Genomic DNA, 18,607 nt, shown 5'->3' with positions numbered 1-18,607 from the left:
TGAGTGGGGAGGCCAAGCATGGCCGCAGCAAGAGACCAGGCCGCGCGCATCCTTCGTCCCGAACCGGACAAGGACGAGGCCGGCGCCGCCCATGATGCATCGGCCGCCGCGGCTGAGACGCTCCGCGCTCCCGCAAGCGACGAAACCAAGCGCAGGCTTCCCGAGACGCCCGCGCCTGCCACCGACAAGCCGGCGCCGGCCGCTCCGCAAACGTCCGCACCTGCGCCCGCAAAAAAGTCCGGCAAGCGTAAGCTGGTCCTGACGGGGATCTTTGCGCTGCTGGCACTCGCCGTTGCTGCCTACGGCGCATATTATCTGCTGGTTGGACGCTTCTATATCTCGACCGACGACGCCTATGTCCGCGCCAACAACACCATGCTAGGCGCGCGGGTGAGCGGCCACATCGCCGCAATTCTTCCCGCCGACAATTCGCTGGTTCACAAGGGCGACGTGGTGCTGCGGATCGATGATGGCGATTACCGTATTGCGGTCGATGCCGCGCGCACCAAGATCGCGACGCAGGAAGCGACCATCGCGCGTATCGGCCGCCAGATCGCGGCCCAGCAGAGCGCGGTCGAGCAGGCGCAAGCCAATCTCGCCTCCGCCGAAGCTGCGCTGAAGCGCGCCGGTCTCGACTATGATCGTCAGCAAACGCTGAGCAACAAGGGCTTTGCCTCGCATGCCACTTTCGAGCAGTCCGAAGCCGCGCGCGACCAGGGCGTTGCCGGCGTCAAGGCCGCGCAAGCGGCTTACGACAATGCGCGCGACATGGTCGAGGTGACCAAGGCGCAGCAGGCGGAAGCCGAGGCCCAGCTCGCGGAGTTGAAGACGTCACTGGCAAAAGCCGAGCGCGATCTCGACTTCGCGGCGGTGCGCGCGCCGGTCGATGGCACCTTTTCCAATCGTCTCGTCAATGTCGGCGATTTCGTCTCCGTCGGCCAGCGGCTCGGCAATGTCGTTCCGCTCGATGACGTCTACATCGATGCCAATTTCAAGGAAACGCAGCTCAAGCGTATCCGTCCCGGCCAGAGCGTGATTGTCTCGGTCGATGCCTATGGCCATCGAAAATTTGCCGGAAAAGTCGAAAGCATTTCACCCGCTGCAGGCTCGGTGTTCACGCTGCTGCCGCCGGACAACGCCACCGGCAATTTCACCAAGATCGTGCAGCGGCTGCCGGTGCGCATCCGGGTGCCAAAAGCCGTCGCCCGTGAAAACCTGCTGCGCGCCGGCATGTCGGTTTACGCAACCGTGGACACCACCAAGGGCGCCGACGACGCCGACAGCGACGCCGATCTCGACTCGCCGACGATGATTCATCCGCAGTAGCGGTGCATTGATGAAGCGCCTCCAGCATCCGCGAGGTCCGTCCACCTCTCCCCAGCGGGGAGAGGTGGACTTGCGCAGCAAGTCGGGTGAGGGGGCGCTGCTCTCTCGAGGGACCGTAATCCCTCACCCGGACCGCATCGTCGATGCGATCCGACCTCTCCCTTTGGGAGAGGTCAATCTTCGCTGTCGCGAGAGCAGGATTAACTGAACCATGGCGAACGCCACCACCGCAACACCCGCAATGATGAGCGCGCCGCCGGCGGCCGATCGCATTGCGCCGCGGCGGCTGATCGCGTTTCTCATCATGGTGTTCGGGATGTTCATGTCGATCCTGGACATCCAGATCGTCTCGGCATCGCTGACCGACATCCAGGCCGGCCTGTCCGCGAGCTCGACCGAGGTGTCGTGGGTGCAGACCGCCTATCTGATCGCCGAAGTCATCGCGATCCCGCTGTCCGGCTTCCTGTCGCGCGCGCTCGGCACGCGGCTGTTGTTCGCGATCTCGGCTTCCGGCTTCACCTTCTCGAGCCTGTTGTGCGGCTTTTCTTCTTCCAGCGAAGAGATGATCCTGTGGCGCGCCATCCAGGGTTTCCTGGGGGCCGGCATGATCCCGACCGTGTTTGCCTCCGCCTACACGGTGTTTCCGCGGTCCAAGTTCTACATTGTCGGCCCGATCATCGGGCTGGTCGCGACGCTGGCACCGACCGTGGGGCCCACGGTCGGCGGCTACATCACCGATGTGATGTCCTGGCACTGGCTGTTCTTCATCAACGTCATCCCCGGGGTCATCATCACCGTCGGCGTGCTGGCGCTGGTCGATTTCGACCAGCCGCATTTCGAGCTGCTCGATCGCTTCGACTGGTGGGGCCTGCTGTTCATGGCGGGCTTTCTCGGCTCGCTCGAATATGTGCTCGAGGAGGGGCCGCAATATGAGTGGCTGCAGGACACCTCGGTCGCGATCTTCGCCTGGGTCTGCGCCATTTCGGCCGTTGCCTTCTTCTGGCGCGTATTCAGAGCCGGGGAGCCGATCATCGACCTGCGCGCATTCACCAACCGTAATTTTGCAATCGGCTGCGTGCTGCAGTTCTGCATCGGCATCGGCCTGTACGGCCTGACTTACATCTATCCCCGCTACCTCGCCGAGGTGCGCGGCTACAGCGCCTTGATGATCGGCGAGACCATGTTCGTCTCTGGCATCACCATGTTCTTGATGGCGCCGGTGGTCGGCCGGCTGATGCAGCGTTTCGACATGCGCTACATCATCGTAGGCGGCCTCATCGTCTTCGCGCTCGGCGCCTATCAGATGACCTGGATCACCCGCGACTATGATTTCTATGAGCTGCTCGTGCCGCAGATCCTGCGCGGCATCGGGATGATGTGCGCGATGGTGCCGACCAACAACATCGCGCTCGGCACCTTGGCGCCGGATCGGGTGAAGAACGCCTCGGGCCTGTTCAACCTGATGCGAAATCTCGGCGGCGCGGTGGGGCTCGCGATCATCAACGAGGTCTTGAACGACCGCACCGATTTGCACATCAGCCGCCTGCAGGAGCGGGTGACCTGGGGCAATGCGCTGGCGACCGAAACGCTCAACATGATGACCCAGAAGTTCCAGGGAATGGGCGATGCGGCGCTGATGGCGCTGAAGCAATTTGCGCAGATCGTCCATCGCCAGGCCGTGGTGATGAGCTATGGCGATGCCTTTTTCATGCTGACGCTGTTTTATGTCGGGCTCAGCCTCTTGGTGATGCTCTTGAAAAAGCCGAACATGATGGCGGTCGGCGACGCGCATTAGCGTCAGGGTCGCCGGTCGGCGAAGCCCGCTGTTGCAAATCGCGCCTGATGCATCTATAAAGGGCGGATCGTAGCTCGAACCGGGAGAGATTTGCATGAATACGCATGTTTCGCAAATCGCGCGCCCGCGTCCGATGCTCTCGCTGGGCATGGTGTCCGGTTCCTCCGGATTGCGCTTCTGTTAGAAGCATCTTTCGCCAGCATCGATCGGGTCTGACGCCCCGGTCTTCCCAAATCCCCGACTGAGTTTTCTCAAAACGACCCGCGCGCCGCGGCGCCGCGTCGAATTGGAGCTGGCGTGCGGAGGAAGCCGCAGCCGGATGACGCCATGACTATAAAAGCGCAAAAGCCCGCCGCGATCCGCGTCGTGATGCCGTTCGTGTTCCGCCACTGGCTGAAGCAGCCGGTGATGACGGCAATCATCGCCTTCGGCCTGCTGGGTGCCACGGTCGCCGACCTGTTCATGCCGCTCTACTCCGGCCACCTCGTCGATGCCCTGACCAAGGGCGCGCAGGACGCCTCCGCACGCCATGACGCGCTGATTGCGTTTGTCGCCATCGTCGCGCTGGGATTCACCTCCATCGTGCTGCGCATGGTCGGCCTGCAGGCGATCGTGCCGTTCACACTCCGCATCATGTCGGATGTGGCCCGCGATGCGTTCCAGAGGGTGCAGCGATTTTCCACCGACTGGCACGCCAACTCCTTTGCCGGCTCGACCGTGCGCAAGGTTACCCGCGGCATGTGGGCGCTCGATCTGTACAACGACACCATCCTGCTGGCGCTGCTGCCGTCGTTGGCCGTGCTGCTGGGATCCATGATCCTGCTCGGGCTGCACTGGACGTCGCTGGGCCTCGTCATCGCGCTCGGCGCGCTGATCTATGTCGCGATGACGGTCGCGCTTTCCACCCGGTACATCGCGCCCGCCGCGCGTATCTCCAACGCCTGGGACACCAAAGTCGGCGGCACGCTGGCGGACGCGCTGACCTGCAACGCCGTCGTGAAGTCGTTCGGTGCCGAGGCGCGCGAGGACGCAAGGCTGATGCGGGTGATCAACCGCTGGCGCCGGCGCGTCAATCGGACCTGGCTCCGCTACAATTACACGGCTGCCGTGCAGCTCTCAGTGCTGTTGTGCCTGCGTGGCTCTGTGATCGGCGGTTCGCTGCTGTTGTGGATGGCGGGTCGCGCCTCGCCGGGTGACGTCACCTATGTGCTGACGAGCTATTACATCATCCACGCCTATCTGCGGGATGTCGGCATGCACATCAATAACCTGCAACGCTCTGTCAACGACATGGAGGAGCTGGTCGAGATCCATGACGAGCCGCTCGGCATCATCGACGCCGCTGACGCGCGGCCGATTGCCATCACCGGCGGGCGCATCCAGTTCGAGGACGTGACCTTCCACTATGGCGGTCATCGAGCGCCGCTCTATGATGGGTTGTCGATCGATATCCGCGCCGGCGAGCGCATCGGCCTGGTCGGCCGTTCCGGTTCCGGCAAGACGACCTTCGTCAAGCTGGTGCAGCGCCTCTATGACGTCTCGGGCGGTCGTATCCTGATCGATGGCCAGGACATCGCTCGCGCGACGCAGCAGTCGCTGCGCAGCCAGATCGCGATCGTGCAGCAGGAGCCGATCCTGTTTCACCGCTCGCTTGCCGAGAACATCGCCTATGGCGCGCCGGGTGCCAGCATGGCGGCGATCGAGCAGGCGGCGCGGCTGGCGAACGCGCATGACTTCATCCTGCGCCTGCCGAAGGGATATGGCACGCTGGTCGGCGAGCGCGGCGTAAAACTCTCTGGCGGCGAGCGGCAACGGGTGGCGCTAGCACGTGCGTTCCTGGCGGATGCGCCGGTGCTGATCCTGGACGAGGCGACCTCGAGCCTGGATTCGGAATCCGAGGCGCTGATCCAGGAGGCGATGGAACGGTTGATGAAGGGCCGCACCTCGATCGTGATCGCGCACCGGCTGTCCACCGTGCGAAGCCTCAATCGCATCCTGGTATTCGATCGCGGCGAAATCGTCGAACAGGGCAACCATGCTGCGCTCATTGCGCGCAGGGATGGAATCTATCGCTCGCTGTTCGAGCGGCAGGCGATGGAGTTCGCCCGCATCACGGCGGCGGAGTAAGCCGTCGTCGATCTATCTGCGCGGGCGCGGTGCCTTCCGGCTCCGCGTCCGCGTCGAGATCGCGACGGTGGCGACCACCGCGGCCGCGAACAATACGATCTGCGGCGTGATGGTCTCGCCGTTGAAGAGCGCAGCCAGCGCGAAGGTGACGAACGGCTGCAGCAATTGCATCTGCGATACCCGCGCGATCCCACCCATGGCCATTCCCGCGTTCCAGGCAAAGAAGCCGATCCACTGCGAGAACAGCGCCACATAGAGCAGCGCCAGCCAAGGCCCGGGCGCGATCGCGCTCGTATGGCTGGGCATAGAAAACGCCGCTGCCGGCAAAGAGATCGGCAGCGCGATCACCAGCGCCCAGCTAATCACCTCCCATCCCGGCATCTCGATGGTGAGCCGTCCGGAGAAGGCATAGCCGACTGCCGAGGCCGCTACGGCCGCAAATAGCAGGAGGTCACCGGATGACAGCGATCCGCCGCCCTGGCGCATCGCGAATGCCACCACCAGCGCCGCTCCTGCAATGGACGCTATCCAGAACAATGGCCCCGGCCGTTCGTGCGTAATGAGCACCGCTACAAAAGCTGTTGCGATCGGCAGCGCGCCCATCACTACGCCGCCATGGGATGCATCAACTGTTGTCATCGACACGGCCATCAGGAACGGAAACAGGATGCTGACGCAGAGCGAGGCCACCGCAAGCTGGAGCCACAACCGGCGCGGCGGACATTGCCGGCGCAAGACGATCAAAAGCGCCAGCGAGGCGACGCCGGCGATCGCTGTGCGCAGCGCGGTCAATGCCAAAGGATCGATCGCCGACACCGCGATTCGCGTCGCCGGTAGTGTCCCGCCGAAGATCGCCATGCCGACGAAGCCGAGCGCAAGGCCGAGCCGTTCACGGGATAGCGCGTGAGAAGATTGCTGCGACAGTGAAGGACTGGACATGATGCTGGGAGCGGGACGAGAGACTTGTGATCGCGGAGTGGATCTGGATAAGGCAAAGGTCGCGCAAGTCCAAGCCGCCGCGTTTCCCGGGACAGCTCTCGGTGGCATCCCTGCTGCGCGATGAGATCATGGCCGGGCGACCGTAGCGGCCAAAGCCTTCCTGTCTGGACCTGCGGAGCCTCGCTTTGCGGGGATAGCGCCGATGGCGATGCCCGCGAGAATCAGGGCCATCGCCAGCAGCAAGGAAATATCGATGGCCTCGCCCAGCGCCAGCGTGGAGGTGACCACGCCGACCACAGGAGTCGCCAAAATGCCGAGCGAGGTCGTTGCCGCGGGCAGGCTGCGGTTGACCATGGCCATGGCCCAATACGCCAGCGCCGTGCCGAAAACGCCTGCATAAGAGAATGCACCCGCGAGCGCCGGAGTCCAGTTAATCTGCGGTGCCCCGTCGACGAGCGCGGCAAGTATTGCAAGCACGACTGCTGCCAGCAACGTCTGCCAGAAGGTGAGCTGAAACGGAGTCGAGACCCATCTGTGCGCGCGGACATAGAGGATGTTCGCCGCCCAGCACAACGCGGCGAGCAGGATCAGCCCACTGCCGACGATCGCCTCGCGATTGCTCCAGTCAAACGCAAATGGGTTGAACATCGCGGCCAGTCCGAGCAGGCCAAGAGCGGTGCCAACCAGCCGCGGCCGAGTGATCGCCTCGCCCAGGAACAGCGCGGCGCCGGGCACCACCCAGAGCGGGGTCGTATAGCCCAGCACGATCGAGCGGCCAACCGGCGCGAATTTGAGGCCGAAGGCGACCAGCGCGGAGAACGCCACCATGTGCAGCAGCGCGATCGCGGCGATCACGGGCCAATCGCCGCGGCGCGGAATGATGAACTGCCTGCGCACGAGTTGCACGACAAACAACGCCACAGTGGCAATCGCGGTGCGGATCGCAGTCGCCCACAGCGGGAAGACGCTGTGAACGATGACCTTCGTGACGGCCCAGTTCAGGCCCCAGGTCACGACCACGATGGCAAACAGCAGGAACGCGGAGCGGCGGGGCAGGGCATAATCCATAAGATGAACTCGAAGGATGTCGATCGGGAGCTCGACAGGGCTGCCAAGTTAGCCTTAACTGGTATTCGAAAAAGAGCCATTTGTAACAATTTGAGGGAGCCAGTTGGATGCAAGACGTGCTGTCCGGGCTGGTCGATATCGAGCTGCCGCCAAACCGCTCGGAAAGATTGACGCATCAGCTCGCGAATGCGCTGCGCGAAGCGATCTTGAAGGGCGCGCTTCTGCCTGGGCGCCGCCTTCCGTCCAGCCGTGAACTCGCGCGTCAGCTCAAGGTATCGCGCAACACGGTCTCAAGCGTGGTCGACCAGCTCGCGATGGAGGGATACCTGGACGTTGCACAGGGGCGCCGCCCCGTGATCGCGGCGCAGCCGCTGAAGCTTGCGCGCGGCAAGTCGATATCGGCGACGGCAACCCTGGCGCCGCGGACCTCGCGTTGGGCGAAGCATCTGCAAAGGTCCAACTGGCCTTTCCGGGACAAGGCGTCCCCGCGGCCGTTCCAGACAGGAATAGGCGATGCGCGCGAATTTCCGCACGATCTCTGGGCGCGGTGTCTTCGTCGCGCCGCGCGCAGCGCAGCCACCCGTCAGGCGCTGTCCATCAACCACCCGGCGCTGCAATCGGCCCTGCTGCGGCATTTGATGATCCATCGCGGCGTGAGGGCGCAGGCCCGCCAGCTCATGATCATGCCCTCGGCCCAGGCCGCGATCGAGCTCATCGCGCGTGTGGTGCTTGATGCCGGCGATCTCGCCTGGATGGAAAGTCCCGGCTATGGCGGCGCGCGTGCAGCCTTCGAAGCCGCGGGCGGACGCGTCGCCGGCACATCCCTCGATCGCGCCGGATTGGTGATCGAGAGCGGAAGCGGCCGGCCACGCTTGATCTTCGTCACGCCCTCGCATCAGTATCCGACGGGACGGCTCATGAGCATCAACCGCCGCCGCCAGCTCCTTGCCTTCGCAGCAAGCGTCGGCGCGCTCATCATCGAGGATGACTACGACAGCGAGTTTCACTATGACGGCCGGCCGGTGGCCGCCCTGCAAGGCCTCGATGAAGCGGGATGCGTCTTCTATGTCGGCACGTTCTCGAAATCGACTTTCGCCGACATCCGCCTGGGCTACGTGCTCGTGCCCGAGGCTTATGTCGACATTTTCGAAAAAGCGCAGCGGCACAGCGGGCAGATTGGGGCCGCGCCATTGCAGGAGGCATTGGCCGAGTTCATCGATGATGGCCATTTCGCCGCGCACATCCGCAAGATGACGCGCATCTATCGCGAACGACGCGACCATCTGGTGCGGGCGCTGGATGCGTCGGCTGGGGATTGGCTCAAGATCGATCCACCGAGCGGCGGCATGCAGCTCGTCGCTTCGCTTGGCAAGCGAATCGACGACCATGAGGTCGCCGCGCGCATGATCGACAACGGCATTTCGTTACGTCCACTGTCGCCGCATTTCGTCGGCCGCGTGACCGAGCGCGGATTGTTTCTCGGCTTTGCGGCCTGGAACGCGCGCGAGATCGAAAAAGGCGCAGAGAAGATGGGTGCCGTGTTGCGACACTATCGCCGCTGAACCTATTTCAGGCCGCTCCATAGCAGGCCGATGCCGGACAGGAACAGCAGGCCCAGCACGACATCGGTGAAGTTGCGCTCGCTCATGGCGTGATAGACCCGCGCGCCCAGCCAGGCGCCGGCGATCGTTCCGGGGAAGGCGACCAGCGCAAGCCAGATCACGTGCGGTTCGACCAGGCCGCTCGCGACCTGCAGGCAAAGCGCGGCGGCAAGCACCGTCCAATTGAAGAGCTGGAAGACCCCGCGCCGCTCGTGCTTGCCCCAGCCCCGCAGGCTCGCCCACAAAATCGGAAGCGGGCCCGACAGGCCGGCCAGGCCACCCAATATCCCACCGGCAAAACCGACCGCGCCATCGGCCAGCTTGCCGCCGAAGCGAAGCGCCGGCCAATCGCGGTTGAAATGAAGCGCCACGGGAAACACCAGCAGGAAGACGCCGATGGTGAGCTTGAACACATCGGGATCGGCATGCGCGATCAGCATCGTGCCCAGGGGAACGCCGGCAAGTCCGCCGATCAGGAACGGCCATACCAGGCCCAGATCAAAGCCCTTCCACATCGACGGCAGCGTCGAGGTTTGCGCGACGACCGAACAGATCAGCACCAGCGTCACCGCAACCGAGGGCGGCAACACATAGAGCCAGATTCCCAGCGCCATCAGCGCGGTGCCGAAACCGGCAAGGCCAGAGACGAAACCGCCGGCAAGCGCTCCGGTAAACAGCAGCGCATAGCCGGCCACGTGCATGTCTCCTCCCGTGCATTGAAACCGTCGCGACGTTTACACGACGCCTTCAGCGGGGACCATCGCTTTGACAGCACCCCTGTGGCGCGAGACTCCGCCTTCGCGCGGAGCCTGTCATTGGGCCCGCGCTTTGCGCGCGCCGGGAACGACGTGGCCCGGCCATGATCTCCAAAATGGCGAGGGGTCCGGCGCGGTTGGCGCCGAACCCCTCATTTAGAAGCATCAGCCGGCCTGTAAGCCGGGTTCTGTAGGGTACCGCACCGCTCGCGCGGCACGATACGTGACGGCCATTCCTCTGGGATCGCGCTTGCGCGCGACCTCCTGCAACCTACCCGGACGGCGAGCCTGACATCGCTCCCGCAGGCGTTGTCGCATGTCGCGAACTGCCCGCATAACCGTCCCTATTCGGTCTTGCTCCCGGTGGGGTTTACCATGCCGGTTCCGTTGCCGGAGCCGCGGTGCGCTCTTACCGCACCTTTTCACCCTTACTCGCCCTCGCAGCTTGCGCCGCAGGGGCGGGCGGTTCGTTCTCTGTGGCACTTTCCCTAGGGTTGCCCCCGCCGGATGTTATCCGGCACCGTATGTCAATGGAGCCCGGACTTTCCTCTCCGGCGACCTTTCGGTGCTTGCCGGAGCGGCCGTCCGGCCGACTGACGCCCTTACGCATGGGGGCTGACGGTGCCGACGTCAAGGGCATCATCGCCCGGCGCGCGGTCGAAAATAAATTATCCTGAAGGTGTCGTTCCGGCCGTCGGCGGTTCGACTGGGTGTCGGCAATCCAGCCAATCAAGAAGGAGCAAGCGACGATGCAGTACCTGCTGATGATCTACACCAATGAAGTCGACTATGCGAAGCGCGACGCCGCCACCGCCGAGAAGACGACGGCCGAATACCAGGCCTTTACCCAATCGATCATCCAGAGCGGCAACTTCAAGGCCGCAGACCGCCTGCAGCCGACATCGACCGCAACGACGGTGCGCGTCCGCGATGGCAAGGTGCTGACCACGGATGGCCCCTTTGCGGAAACGCGCGAGCAGCTCGGCGGCTTTTACCTGATCGAGGCCAAGGATCTCGACGCTGCGATTGGCATTGCCGCGCGCATTCCGAGCGCCCGCGATGGGTCCATCGAGGTCCGCCCGATCTGGGTGTATAATTAGTCTTCTCCTTACGTCATTCCGGGGCGCTCGCTTCAGCGGGCGAACCCGGAATCTCGAGCTTCCGGGTTCACCCTTCGGGTGCGTCGGAACGACGGTGTTTCGTAACGACTAGTCGCATGACACCAGCCGAGATCGAACGAATCTTCCGGGACGAGGCGAGCCGGGCGCTCGCAACGTTGATTCGCCTCGTCGGCGATTTCGATCTGGCCGAGGATGTCCTGCAGGAAGCCTTCGCTGTCGCACTGGAGCGCTGGCCGGCTTCCGATCCGCCATCCAATCCCCGTGCCTGGCTGGTCAATGTCGCGCGCAACAAGGCGATCGACCGCATCCGCCGCCAGATGTCGTTTCGCGGCAAGCTGGGGGAGTTGACGCACGAATTCTTGAACAACGCCGCGGGCTGTGAGGAGGGGGAAGACGCCGGCGTGCTCGACGACGATATGCTGCGGCTGATCTTCACCTGCTGTCATCCGTCCTTTGCGCCGGAGGTCCAGGTTGCGCTCACGCTGCGCACGGTTTGCGGCCTCTCCACCGCGCAGGTCGCGCGTGCGTTCCTGGTCAGCGAGGATGCGATGGGGCAGCGGCTGTTGCGTGCCAAGCAGAAGATCCGGCTTGCCGGCATCGCGTATGAGGTGCCGGAGCGCGAGGCGCTGGAGCCGCGCCTCACCGGTGTGCTTGCCGTGATCTATCTCGTCTTCACCGAGGGCTATGTCGCGACCGCAGGCGAGGATCTGATGCACCCCGATCTGGCGCGTGAGGCGATCCGGCTGGGCCGGCTGCTTGACGGATTGATTCCGCAGCGCCGCGAGATCAAGGGGCTGTTGGCGTTGATGCTTCTGCATGACGCACGGCGCGGCGGGCGCGAGACGGATGCCGGCGACATCGTGCTGCTCGAGGAGCAGGATCGCTCGCTGTGGGATCATGCGCAGATCGCGGAAGGCTTGCGGCTCGTCGAAGAAGCCTTGCTGCTGCCGGGTCGGCCGCAGACCTATGTGGTGCAGGCGGCGATCGCCGCGCTGCATGCGCGTGCCTCCAGCTACGCCGACACCGATTGGCCGCAGATCGCGGGCCTTTACGAAGTGCTGCTGCGCATCGCGCCCTCGCCGGTGATCGAGCTCAACCACGCTGCTGCGATCTCGATGGTCGACGGACCGGCGCGGGCGCTCGCGTTGATCGATGCGCTGGAGGCGCGCGGCGGGCTCAAGGGATACGAGCTGTTGCCGGCGGTGCGGGCCGATCTGTTGCGCCGGCTCGGCCGGCGCGACGCCGCGCGCGAAGCGTATCTTGCGGCAACGGCCGCGACGCAGCTCGAACCGCTGCGCAGGCTTTATGCGCGGCGGCTGCGGGAGATGGATGCGAGGGCCTGAATGTAGCGTCCGCCCCCACTCAATCGTCGTCCCGGCGAAAGCCGGGACCCATAACCCCAGGCCGGAGTGTGCGGCACATCGGATGCCCCATCCTCGCAACGACCTCTGCCTGTGGCTATGGGGCCCGGCTCTGCGCTTCGGTTGGCCGGGACGACAGCGTTCCTGATTCAATTGTCAAACAGCAACGTGAAGACACACCTTCGCATTCCCGCGGCACGACGTGCGCCCGGGCTCTGCAAGGACCTTCTCCCTCGAGAGATCGAGGGCGCAGGGAAGACCGGATGTCCGCCAGACACCCGCAGCCCTCGCGCGAAAAAAGTGCGCGAGAGCGCGACGACCGCAGGTGGCGGCGGAATCACGCCGGCCTTCCCTGCGCAGTGGTTTGACGGCTTACTTCGTGCTCTCCTCGGTGAACCAGCTTGTTTGCCACCGTCATCGGCGTGATGCGTGGAGCATCGTCCGCCGACTTGGCGCCTGCATGGGCGCGCCAGGACCACACGACTTGGCCGTACGCGAACGTGCCGCTCGTCCGTCGGCACAATCAGCGTCCACCGCATTCCGCCTCGCGTTTCGTGACGATCGCGATACGCCCCTTCATCAAGGCGGGATGCGCGAAAGCTACCACGGGAGACGTTTCTGAAAAACAGAAATATTTTTTCTATAGGGGCTGGACAGGAATTTTGCAAGCGCGCTCGTCGGGCAAATCACTTGCGCTTCGGCGATGTCCGGTCTGCGCTGACATCTCAACGCTGTATCACCGGCTTCGCTTTGGGATGGATCGGCTGCACCACCGCATTCGCTTCCATGGTCAGGAAGCCCTAGATTTTGCCGGTCTGCGGCGCCGACAAGTAGGTCAGTGTCGCGCGTTTGCTTTTGAACCTCCAGTTCGCCATCGTGACTCATGTCTAGGGTACCTGTGCCGTATTGCCATTGTTCCAGAATTGAGCTTGCTCAAGGAGGAAATGCCATGTCGTCTTATTACAAAAGCGCACTGGTATTGCTCGCAGGTGTCGCGCTTGGTGCTCTTGCAGTTCAAGGTCTTCATGCCCAAGCCAAACCGCCTGTCTATTTCGTCGCAGAAATCGATGTGACCAATCCGGACGCTTACGCGAAAGAATACGTTCCGAAGGCTCAAGCCATCATCAAGGACGCAGGCGGTCGCTTTCTAGCTATCGGAGGAACCGCCGCGACCGGAGGAAAGGTGACAGCATTTGACGGTGATGCGCCGAAGCGCGTTATCGTTCAGGTCTGGGATAGCATGGACAAAATTCAGGCGTGGCGGGCCAACCCAGAATATGTCGAGCTCCGAAAGAATGTGGGCGAAAAGTACGCGAAATTCCGCTCCTTTGCGGTTGATGGCGTGCCGCAATAACTCCTTCTAATGATTACGACCGCGAGGCCGCTCTAACCGGCGGCCTCGTTTTGCTGAGTGCGCGGTGTGCACCACGCTGCGACGGGCATGGCAATTTGAACCTGCCGCGCGGCTTGACGTGTTGCGGACCTTGGTGACTGGCGGGCCGACCAGAGGGGGAGTGATCGAGTTGGTGGCAAGACTTCGCATCGAGTGGCAGGCAAATAGTCCGAGCATGCACCGCCAGGCAATCCGTCCTGGGCGGCAATTTCGGCGCTGGCTGGCGCGGTCCGGTCTGGCGTCGCCGAACCTGTGGCACATTTGTTTTTTGACGGCGTTGGCTTCGGTCCTGCTGGCATCGGAGCAAGCTCGAGCGCAGCAGACGATCGGCGCAGGCTCGGTGATAACGAGCATGACCATGAACACTAACATTAGCAGGACAGTCTTCGGCTCAACACAATGGACGCCGCCTTCAGGCTCCGTAGCTGCTAATCTCAGTGGTGGCACTCTGACCTTCGATCCGGGCGCGGGCCCGCCCCCGCCCCGGGGCCGATTACGGTCAGCACCGTGAATGCAACGCGGCCACGCAGTTTGCGAACCTGCCGATCAACGGCACGGGCTTCATCTCCTCGCTGGAGACGGGCTATCCGATCCCGCTGCCGTGGCTCGGGCCGGGCTTCGTGCTGGAGCCCGAGGGCCAGATCATCTGGCAGCAGGTTTCCCTCCGCGACGACAATGACGGCTTGGGCCCGGTCGGGCTCGGCACCACGTCCGGAGCCAGCGGGCGGCTCGGCCTGCGCGGCAAGTGGACGATCAGCGATCCCGCCGGGCGGGTGTGGCAGCCTTACGTACTCGCCAATATCTGGCGCGACTGGGGGGCCGGGGCGAACACGATGTTCGGTTCCGACTCGGTGCTCCTGGCCGAGCAGGCGACGCGGCTTGAGTTCGCCGGCGGCCTCAGCGCGAAGATTCTTCCCGGCCTCAGCCTCTACGGCCAGGCCGGCTACCAGTTCGCAGTGAGCGGGACCAACGGCGGCAGGCGCGACGGCGTCAAGGGCGACTTCGGCGTGCACTACACGTGGTAGTTCGAACGCCGACCCAGCTTCACGCGAAGCCGATGATTTCTCCGTCGTCATCGGCCGGCGGCAGCGTGTGGACCATCTACCGACATCCTGGACCAGGATGAGAGAGACGAAATGCCCTCCCTTGGTGATCAGGCCAGCGGACGGATGTTCTGGTTCATGCGGAAGAAATTCTTCGGATCATATTGAGCCTTGATCCGCTGCAGACGCCGGTAGTTCGGTCCATACGCGGCAGCGACAGGATCGCCCGCCTCGTCATCGTCGAGATAATTGAGATATGCTTAGTTGGCGGGCCAATAGTACAGAGCCACGGCATGCAGCGGACCGGCGCTCTCGCAGGACGCGGCGATGCGCCTGCCGCGAAACCGGAAGCAGAGCGATACGACCGGAGTGCCGGGAGCGAGGGCCTTATCGAGCAATTCCGCGATCCTCGGCATCGACTTGGTCATGAGATAGCACGTCACGGCGCGGGCGTCGGAGAGATCGCAATCGAAGAAGTCGCCACGGCGTAGTAGCACGTTCGGCATGTTTCGGGTGCGGAATCGGGAGACCCAATAGGGCAAAGGCGACATCTCGATGCCTCGAACCTCGGCCGCGGGAAATGCCCGCGCTACGGCGATCACAAGCGAACCCCAGCCGGAGCCGAGCTCGTACACCACCGCCCCTTCGGCCAGGCCGGCCTGCTTCAACAGCGCGACGACGTTCGCGCCTTCGAGCGCGTTGGACGAAACCGGCGGAACACCGGTTTTGAATTGAAAGGCCAGTATCGACAGGCATAGAGCCGCCGCCGTTAGCAAGGCCGCGATCTGAAGAAGGCCGCATCCGGATACGTCGGTCATGCGGACGTCGGCAGATTGCCTTCGTTGAACTTGCCAAATTGATGCGCCGAACCGATGCCCTTGAGCAGCAGACCCAAGCCGAACGCGACGACGTGGTTCGTCGTGCGCCAATCGAACGATCCGACCTGCGCGAGCAGAAGATACGCCACGACAATATTCGCGAAGCCCCAGATCACGTTGACCTTGGACGAGGAAAGTCCTCTGCCCGGAGGTTTTGCGAACGGGCTCTGGAATGGGCGCCCCATCACTCCGGAGACGAAGTGGGGGATGGCGTTTTCCGCGAATGCACCGGCGAAGAAGTAGGAAACGAGCCAAAGCCAATTCACGATTTAGACCTCCTCTGGTAAGGGAATAGGAACGACCGGCGGAGGCGCGCTTAATCCTCAATCGCCCGCCGTAGCAGTTCGAGCGCCTCTCGAAGCTTCCGCTGTTCGGGCACCGTGAGCTTTTCCGAGAGAGCCTCGGTGAGCCAGTCGTGGCTCGCGGCCCTGCCTTCCTTGATCCACTTCACGCACTTGGGCGTGAGGGACATCAGGGTTTGTCTCCCGTCATCAGGGTCGGGGGAGCCGCTGACGAAGCCCGCCTCCTGCAGCGGTGCGACGATCTCGCTCATCGATTGCGGGCGCATTCCCTCGGCCCGCGCCAGACTGGACACAGTGGCCGCACCATCCTTCTCGAGCCGGACGAGGACGGAAACCTGAGAGGGCGTTAGGTCTTTGCCGCCGCCGTGCTCGCGCACGCGCAGCTTGAGCGTGCGATGTACCGCCCGGATCTCGACAGCGAGCGTCTTCGCAAGCTCGGTTCCACGCATAGATGTTCGGCCGTTCATGAGGACATATTGTATCTATTCAGGTTGCCTGTAAAGGACACCTGAAGATATTTCTAGCCGTCTCCTGCTATGACGCCGGCCTTCCTGAACCGGTTTAAGGGCATTTGCGGTCGTCGCTAAGGGCCATGAGCCGTGATGTAGAACTGGCGCTCGGGCACCTTGCTGCTTTGGCGAGACGTCCCCATAGTCATTCGCGCCGCGATCCGATCGAGATACGACGGCTCGACGTTTGACTATAAGAGGTGTCCAATGGGTGAGAATATCGACGGCCAGGCAAGCGCCCAGCAAGCGGGGTTTGCAGGTGTCACGCGTAAGGTTCTCGAACGCCTTGCGTTGCCCGGCGATCATCGGGAACTTGTCGTGGCTGAGGTGACCTATCCACCCGGTGGCGTAGCTCCGCTTCACCGACATCCGGTTGGGGGAGTGGTCTTCATCGTTGAAGGCGTTGCCGAGTCAGCCTATGGCAGCGATGACCCGCAACAGTATCGAGCAGGCGAGACCTTGCAGGATCGGGCCGATATTCCACACACGCTGTTTCGCAATTGTGACCCGGAACGCCCGCTCCGCTTTCTGACCGTCTACGTGCTCGAGCCCGGGCGCTCCTACACAATGGAGCCATGAGCGCATGATCCGGATCATGCGCTCAAGCGCGATGAGATCGAGTTGAATCGTCATCGCGCTTTAAAGCATCCGCCGATCAAGTTGCAGAGCCGGGCGGGCGCCTTCAACCAGGCCCGTCAGTGCGAGGAGCGAAAGCGACGACCCGCCGTCGCGCGCTGCGCGAGCTATGGCGAGGCGTGAAGTCCCGCCGAAGCGCCTTTGCGCGTAGGCGGAAGCAATCCAGACTGTATCTCTAGCTCTTTGATTGAGCACCGCGCCGCGCCGCCTCGATCGCGGCGACGTCGATCTTCTTCATACCCATCATCGCATCAAATGCGCGCTTTGCTTCATCGCCGCCAGCCGCCAACGCCTGAGTGAGCACGCGCGGCGTGATTTGCCAGGAAACGCCCCATTTGTCCTTGCACCAGCCGCACGCGCTTTCCTGCCCGCCATTGCCGATGATGGCGTTCCAATATCGGTCGGTCTCGTCCTGATCGTCGGTGGCGATCTGGAACGAGAAGGCTTCGTTATGTTTGAACGCGGGGCCGCCGTTGAGACCGATGCAGGGGACGCCGGCAACCGTAAATTCGACCAGCAGCACGTCGCCCGCCTTGCCGGCCGGATAGTCACTGGGTGCCCGATGGACGGCGCCTACGACGCTGTCAGGGAAGGTTTCAGCGTAGAAACGGGCAGCAGCCTCGGCGTCCTTGTCGTACCAGAGGCAAATCGTGTTCTTTGCCATTGCAAGTCCTTTCGGTTCAAACGAATCGATCGTACGCGACTATGTCGCTCGTCGCTCGGCGTAGGTGGGACCGCGAAGATGCTCCTTCATAATTGGTTGCAGCTTTACGTTCCACCGCCTTGCGCCCCGCCAACAGGTGACATTCGAAATGAAATTGGCCACAACTGAGGCCGACTTAATGTCCCTGCCTTAGCTGGAGATTGACGACGTGGTTTCGATGACACGCCGAGGCGTTATCGTTGGCGCGCCCCTGTTCATCGGGCTCGGAGCCCAAAGCGCGATGGCCGAGGACGCTCCGATTGCCGAGATCGAGAAGCGCTACGGCGGTCGGCTTGGAGTGTTCGCGGTGGATACCGGAACGCGGCGGACCCTCGCCCACAGGGCGGACGAACGCTTCCTGATGTGCAGCACTTTCAAAGGGCTTCTCGCGGCCTTGGTTCTAGCCAGAGTGGACGCTGGCCAAGAGACGCTGTCGCGGATGGTTCCCTATGGCGAGAAAGACCTGATATTCACGTCGCCGATTACAAAGGCCAATGTCGGGAAAGGAGCGCTGTCGGTTGGCGATCTGACCAAGGCCCTCTTGGAGGTGAGCGACAACACCGCCGCCATTCTTCTGATGCGAAGCGCTGGGGGCCCGTCTGGCCTTACCAAGTTCGTTCGCGGTCTTGGTGATACGGTGACGCGTTCGGATCGGTACGAGCCGAAGTCGAACGAGGACAGCGGAATCCTTGACACAACGACGCCACGGGCGATCGTCGGCTCGGTTCGGAAGATACTGCTCGACAACGTGCTCAAGCCTGAGTCGCGGCAGTGGCTCGAAGCCGGGATGATCGCCTGTACGCCGGGACTGAAACGCATCCGGGCGGCGCTGCCGTCCGGCTGGATTGCGGGAGACCGGCCTGGGACGAGCATCAAGGGCGAATCAAACGATTACGCGATCGTTCGACCCCCTGGTCGTGCCCCCTTGCTCATAGCCGCTTACTACAACGCGCCGAAGCTGAGCATCGCGGACCGCGAAGTCGTCCTTCACGAGACCGGATCGGTCTTCGTAAAATGGGCCCAAGGCTGAATAATTGAGGGCGTCATTCG

At 63.2% G+C, this 18,607-nt stretch carries 17 protein-coding genes, 1 other RNA gene and 1 pseudogene; 10 read left to right on the top strand and 9 right to left on the bottom strand.

The genetic code is table 11. From position 1 onward, the window contains the following. The first annotated feature begins 18 nt into the window (after positions 1-18). The 3 genes from P6U23_RS33245 (at position 19) to P6U23_RS33235 (ending at position 5,248) form a co-directional block, all read left to right on the top strand. Positions 19-1,326 carry an HlyD family secretion protein gene (locus P6U23_RS33245; RefSeq protein ID WP_407176555.1) on the top strand — a complete coding sequence of 436 codons (1,308 nt, stop codon included), beginning with the start codon at positions 19-21 and terminating at the stop codon, positions 1,324-1,326. A 211-nt stretch (positions 1,327-1,537) separates the two neighbouring features. Further along, positions 1,538-3,121 carry a DHA2 family efflux MFS transporter permease subunit gene (locus P6U23_RS33240; RefSeq protein WP_407176554.1) on the top strand — a complete coding sequence of 528 codons (1,584 nt, stop codon included), beginning with the start codon at positions 1,538-1,540 and terminating at the stop codon, positions 3,119-3,121. 327 nt (positions 3,122-3,448) lie between these two features. Beyond that, a complete protein-coding gene (locus P6U23_RS33235; protein WP_407176553.1) occupies positions 3,449-5,248 on the top strand; it encodes an ABC transporter ATP-binding protein in 1,800 nt (599 codons plus the stop codon). Positions 5,249-5,260: 12 nt separating this feature from the next. On the opposite strand, the gene P6U23_RS33230 is transcribed toward P6U23_RS33235, so the two are convergent. Next, positions 5,261-6,187 (bottom strand): DMT family transporter, encoded by a 927-nt coding sequence (locus P6U23_RS33230; RefSeq protein WP_407176552.1) that lies wholly within the window; start codon positions 6,185-6,187, stop codon positions 5,261-5,263. A gap of 126 nt (positions 6,188-6,313) precedes the next feature. Continuing rightward, positions 6,314-7,255: a DMT family transporter gene (locus P6U23_RS33225; RefSeq protein ID WP_407176551.1), complete on the bottom strand. Its 942-nt coding sequence runs from the start codon at positions 7,253-7,255 to the stop codon at positions 6,314-6,316. A gap of 107 nt (positions 7,256-7,362) precedes the next feature. On the opposite strand from P6U23_RS33225, the gene P6U23_RS33220 reads away from it, so the two are divergent. Further along, the gene (locus P6U23_RS33220) at positions 7,363-8,817 is read left to right on the top strand and encodes a PLP-dependent aminotransferase family protein (RefSeq protein WP_407176550.1); all 1,455 of its coding nucleotides are present in this window, start codon (positions 7,363-7,365) and stop codon (positions 8,815-8,817) included. 2 nt (positions 8,818-8,819) lie between these two features. On the opposite strand, the gene P6U23_RS33215 is transcribed toward P6U23_RS33220, so the two are convergent. After that, the gene (locus P6U23_RS33215) at positions 8,820-9,557 is read right to left on the bottom strand and encodes a sulfite exporter TauE/SafE family protein (RefSeq protein ID WP_407176549.1); all 738 of its coding nucleotides are present in this window, start codon (positions 9,555-9,557) and stop codon (positions 8,820-8,822) included. 215 nt (positions 9,558-9,772) lie between these two features. Next, positions 9,773-10,208, bottom strand: an RNA gene (rnpB, locus tag P6U23_RS33210) — RNase P RNA component class A. A gap of 152 nt (positions 10,209-10,360) precedes the next feature. Here rnpB and P6U23_RS33205 point away from each other — a divergent pair. The 4 genes from P6U23_RS33205 to P6U23_RS33190 all read left to right on the top strand — a co-directional run bounded on the left by P6U23_RS33205 (position 10,361) and on the right by P6U23_RS33190 (position 14,511). Continuing rightward, a complete protein-coding gene (locus P6U23_RS33205; RefSeq protein ID WP_407176548.1) occupies positions 10,361-10,711 on the top strand; it encodes a YciI family protein in 351 nt (116 codons plus the stop codon). A 116-nt stretch (positions 10,712-10,827) separates the two neighbouring features. Next, on the top strand, positions 10,828-12,075 hold the full coding sequence (locus P6U23_RS33200) for an RNA polymerase sigma factor (RefSeq protein WP_407176547.1): 1,248 nt from the start codon (positions 10,828-10,830) through the stop codon (positions 12,073-12,075). Positions 12,076-13,042: 967 nt separating this feature from the next. Continuing rightward, positions 13,043-13,447 carry a DUF1330 domain-containing protein gene (locus P6U23_RS33195; protein WP_407176546.1) on the top strand — a complete coding sequence of 135 codons (405 nt, stop codon included), beginning with the start codon at positions 13,043-13,045 and terminating at the stop codon, positions 13,445-13,447. Between the two features lie 497 nt (positions 13,448-13,944). Beyond that, positions 13,945-14,511 (top strand): autotransporter domain-containing protein, encoded by a 567-nt coding sequence (locus tag P6U23_RS33190; protein WP_407181669.1) that lies wholly within the window; start codon positions 13,945-13,947, stop codon positions 14,509-14,511. 128 nt (positions 14,512-14,639) lie between these two features. Here the strand turns inward: P6U23_RS33190 and P6U23_RS33185 are convergent. The 4 genes and pseudogenes from P6U23_RS33185 to P6U23_RS33170 all read right to left on the bottom strand — a co-directional run. Further along, a pseudogene (locus P6U23_RS33185) lies at positions 14,640-14,789 on the bottom strand (BBE domain-containing protein); the annotation flags it as partial. After that, positions 14,790-15,347 carry a hypothetical protein gene (locus P6U23_RS33180; protein ID WP_407176545.1) on the bottom strand — a complete coding sequence of 186 codons (558 nt, stop codon included), beginning with the start codon at positions 15,345-15,347 and terminating at the stop codon, positions 14,790-14,792. Next, the gene (locus P6U23_RS33175) at positions 15,344-15,673 is read right to left on the bottom strand and encodes a hypothetical protein (protein ID WP_407176544.1); all 330 of its coding nucleotides are present in this window, start codon (positions 15,671-15,673) and stop codon (positions 15,344-15,346) included. Before P6U23_RS33175 ends, P6U23_RS33180 begins: the two co-directional genes overlap by 4 nt. A 50-nt stretch (positions 15,674-15,723) precedes the next feature. After that, positions 15,724-16,158 (bottom strand): MarR family winged helix-turn-helix transcriptional regulator, encoded by a 435-nt coding sequence (locus P6U23_RS33170; protein WP_407176543.1) that lies wholly within the window; start codon positions 16,156-16,158, stop codon positions 15,724-15,726. A gap of 267 nt (positions 16,159-16,425) precedes the next feature. Here P6U23_RS33170 and P6U23_RS33165 point away from each other — a divergent pair, with 267 nt between their 5' ends. After that, positions 16,426-16,797 (top strand): cupin domain-containing protein, encoded by a 372-nt coding sequence (locus P6U23_RS33165; protein ID WP_407176542.1) that lies wholly within the window; start codon positions 16,426-16,428, stop codon positions 16,795-16,797. 232 nt (positions 16,798-17,029) lie between these two features. Here P6U23_RS33165 and P6U23_RS33160 read toward each other — a convergent pair whose 3' ends face one another. Further along, on the bottom strand, positions 17,030-17,518 hold the full coding sequence (locus P6U23_RS33160) for a VOC family protein (protein ID WP_407176541.1): 489 nt from the start codon (positions 17,516-17,518) through the stop codon (positions 17,030-17,032). Positions 17,519-17,798: 280 nt separating this feature from the next. Between P6U23_RS33160 and bla the strand changes: the two genes are divergently transcribed. Next, complete coding sequence (gene bla, locus P6U23_RS33155) at positions 17,799-18,587, top strand: class A beta-lactamase (protein ID WP_407176540.1); 789 nt, start codon at positions 17,799-17,801, stop codon at positions 18,585-18,587. Positions 18,588-18,607 lie beyond the last annotated feature (20 nt).

The sequence above is a fragment of the Bradyrhizobium sp. STM 3562 genome, assembly GCF_045571435.1.
In the GTDB taxonomy this organism is placed as follows: Bacteria; Pseudomonadota; Alphaproteobacteria; order Rhizobiales; family Xanthobacteraceae; genus Bradyrhizobium.
Note: the sequence above shows the minus strand (reverse complement) of the source record. Positions and strands in the feature narration are given on the sequence as shown.

What these genes read in the sequence shown, in the direction of transcription:
- P6U23_RS33245 (WP_407176555.1), top strand. Translation starts at nt 19, where the DNA reads ATGGCCGCAGCAAGAGACCAGGCCGCGCGCATCCTTCGTCCCGAACCG.
- P6U23_RS33240 (WP_407176554.1), top strand. Translation starts at nt 1,538, where the DNA reads ATGGCGAACGCCACCACCGCAACACCCGCAATGATGAGCGCGCCGCCG.
- P6U23_RS33235 (WP_407176553.1), top strand. Translation starts at nt 3,449, where the DNA reads ATGACTATAAAAGCGCAAAAGCCCGCCGCGATCCGCGTCGTGATGCCG.
- P6U23_RS33230 (WP_407176552.1), bottom strand. Translation starts at nt 6,187, where the DNA reads ATGTCCAGTCCTTCACTGTCGCAGCAATCTTCTCACGCGCTATCCCGT.
- P6U23_RS33225 (WP_407176551.1), bottom strand. Translation starts at nt 7,255, where the DNA reads ATGGATTATGCCCTGCCCCGCCGCTCCGCGTTCCTGCTGTTTGCCATC.
- P6U23_RS33220 (WP_407176550.1), top strand. Translation starts at nt 7,363, where the DNA reads ATGCAAGACGTGCTGTCCGGGCTGGTCGATATCGAGCTGCCGCCAAAC.
- P6U23_RS33215 (WP_407176549.1), bottom strand. Translation starts at nt 9,557, where the DNA reads ATGCACGTGGCCGGCTATGCGCTGCTGTTTACCGGAGCGCTTGCCGGC.
- P6U23_RS33205 (WP_407176548.1), top strand. Translation starts at nt 10,361, where the DNA reads ATGCAGTACCTGCTGATGATCTACACCAATGAAGTCGACTATGCGAAG.
- P6U23_RS33200 (WP_407176547.1), top strand. Translation starts at nt 10,828, where the DNA reads ATGACACCAGCCGAGATCGAACGAATCTTCCGGGACGAGGCGAGCCGG.
- P6U23_RS33195 (WP_407176546.1), top strand. Translation starts at nt 13,043, where the DNA reads ATGTCGTCTTATTACAAAAGCGCACTGGTATTGCTCGCAGGTGTCGCG.
- P6U23_RS33180 (WP_407176545.1), bottom strand. Translation starts at nt 15,347, where the DNA reads ATGACCGACGTATCCGGATGCGGCCTTCTTCAGATCGCGGCCTTGCTA.
- P6U23_RS33170 (WP_407176543.1), bottom strand. Translation starts at nt 16,158, where the DNA reads ATGCGTGGAACCGAGCTTGCGAAGACGCTCGCTGTCGAGATCCGGGCG.
- P6U23_RS33165 (WP_407176542.1), top strand. Translation starts at nt 16,426, where the DNA reads ATGGGTGAGAATATCGACGGCCAGGCAAGCGCCCAGCAAGCGGGGTTT.
- P6U23_RS33160 (WP_407176541.1), bottom strand. Translation starts at nt 17,518, where the DNA reads ATGGCAAAGAACACGATTTGCCTCTGGTACGACAAGGACGCCGAGGCT.
- bla (WP_407176540.1), top strand. Translation starts at nt 17,799, where the DNA reads ATGGCCGAGGACGCTCCGATTGCCGAGATCGAGAAGCGCTACGGCGGT.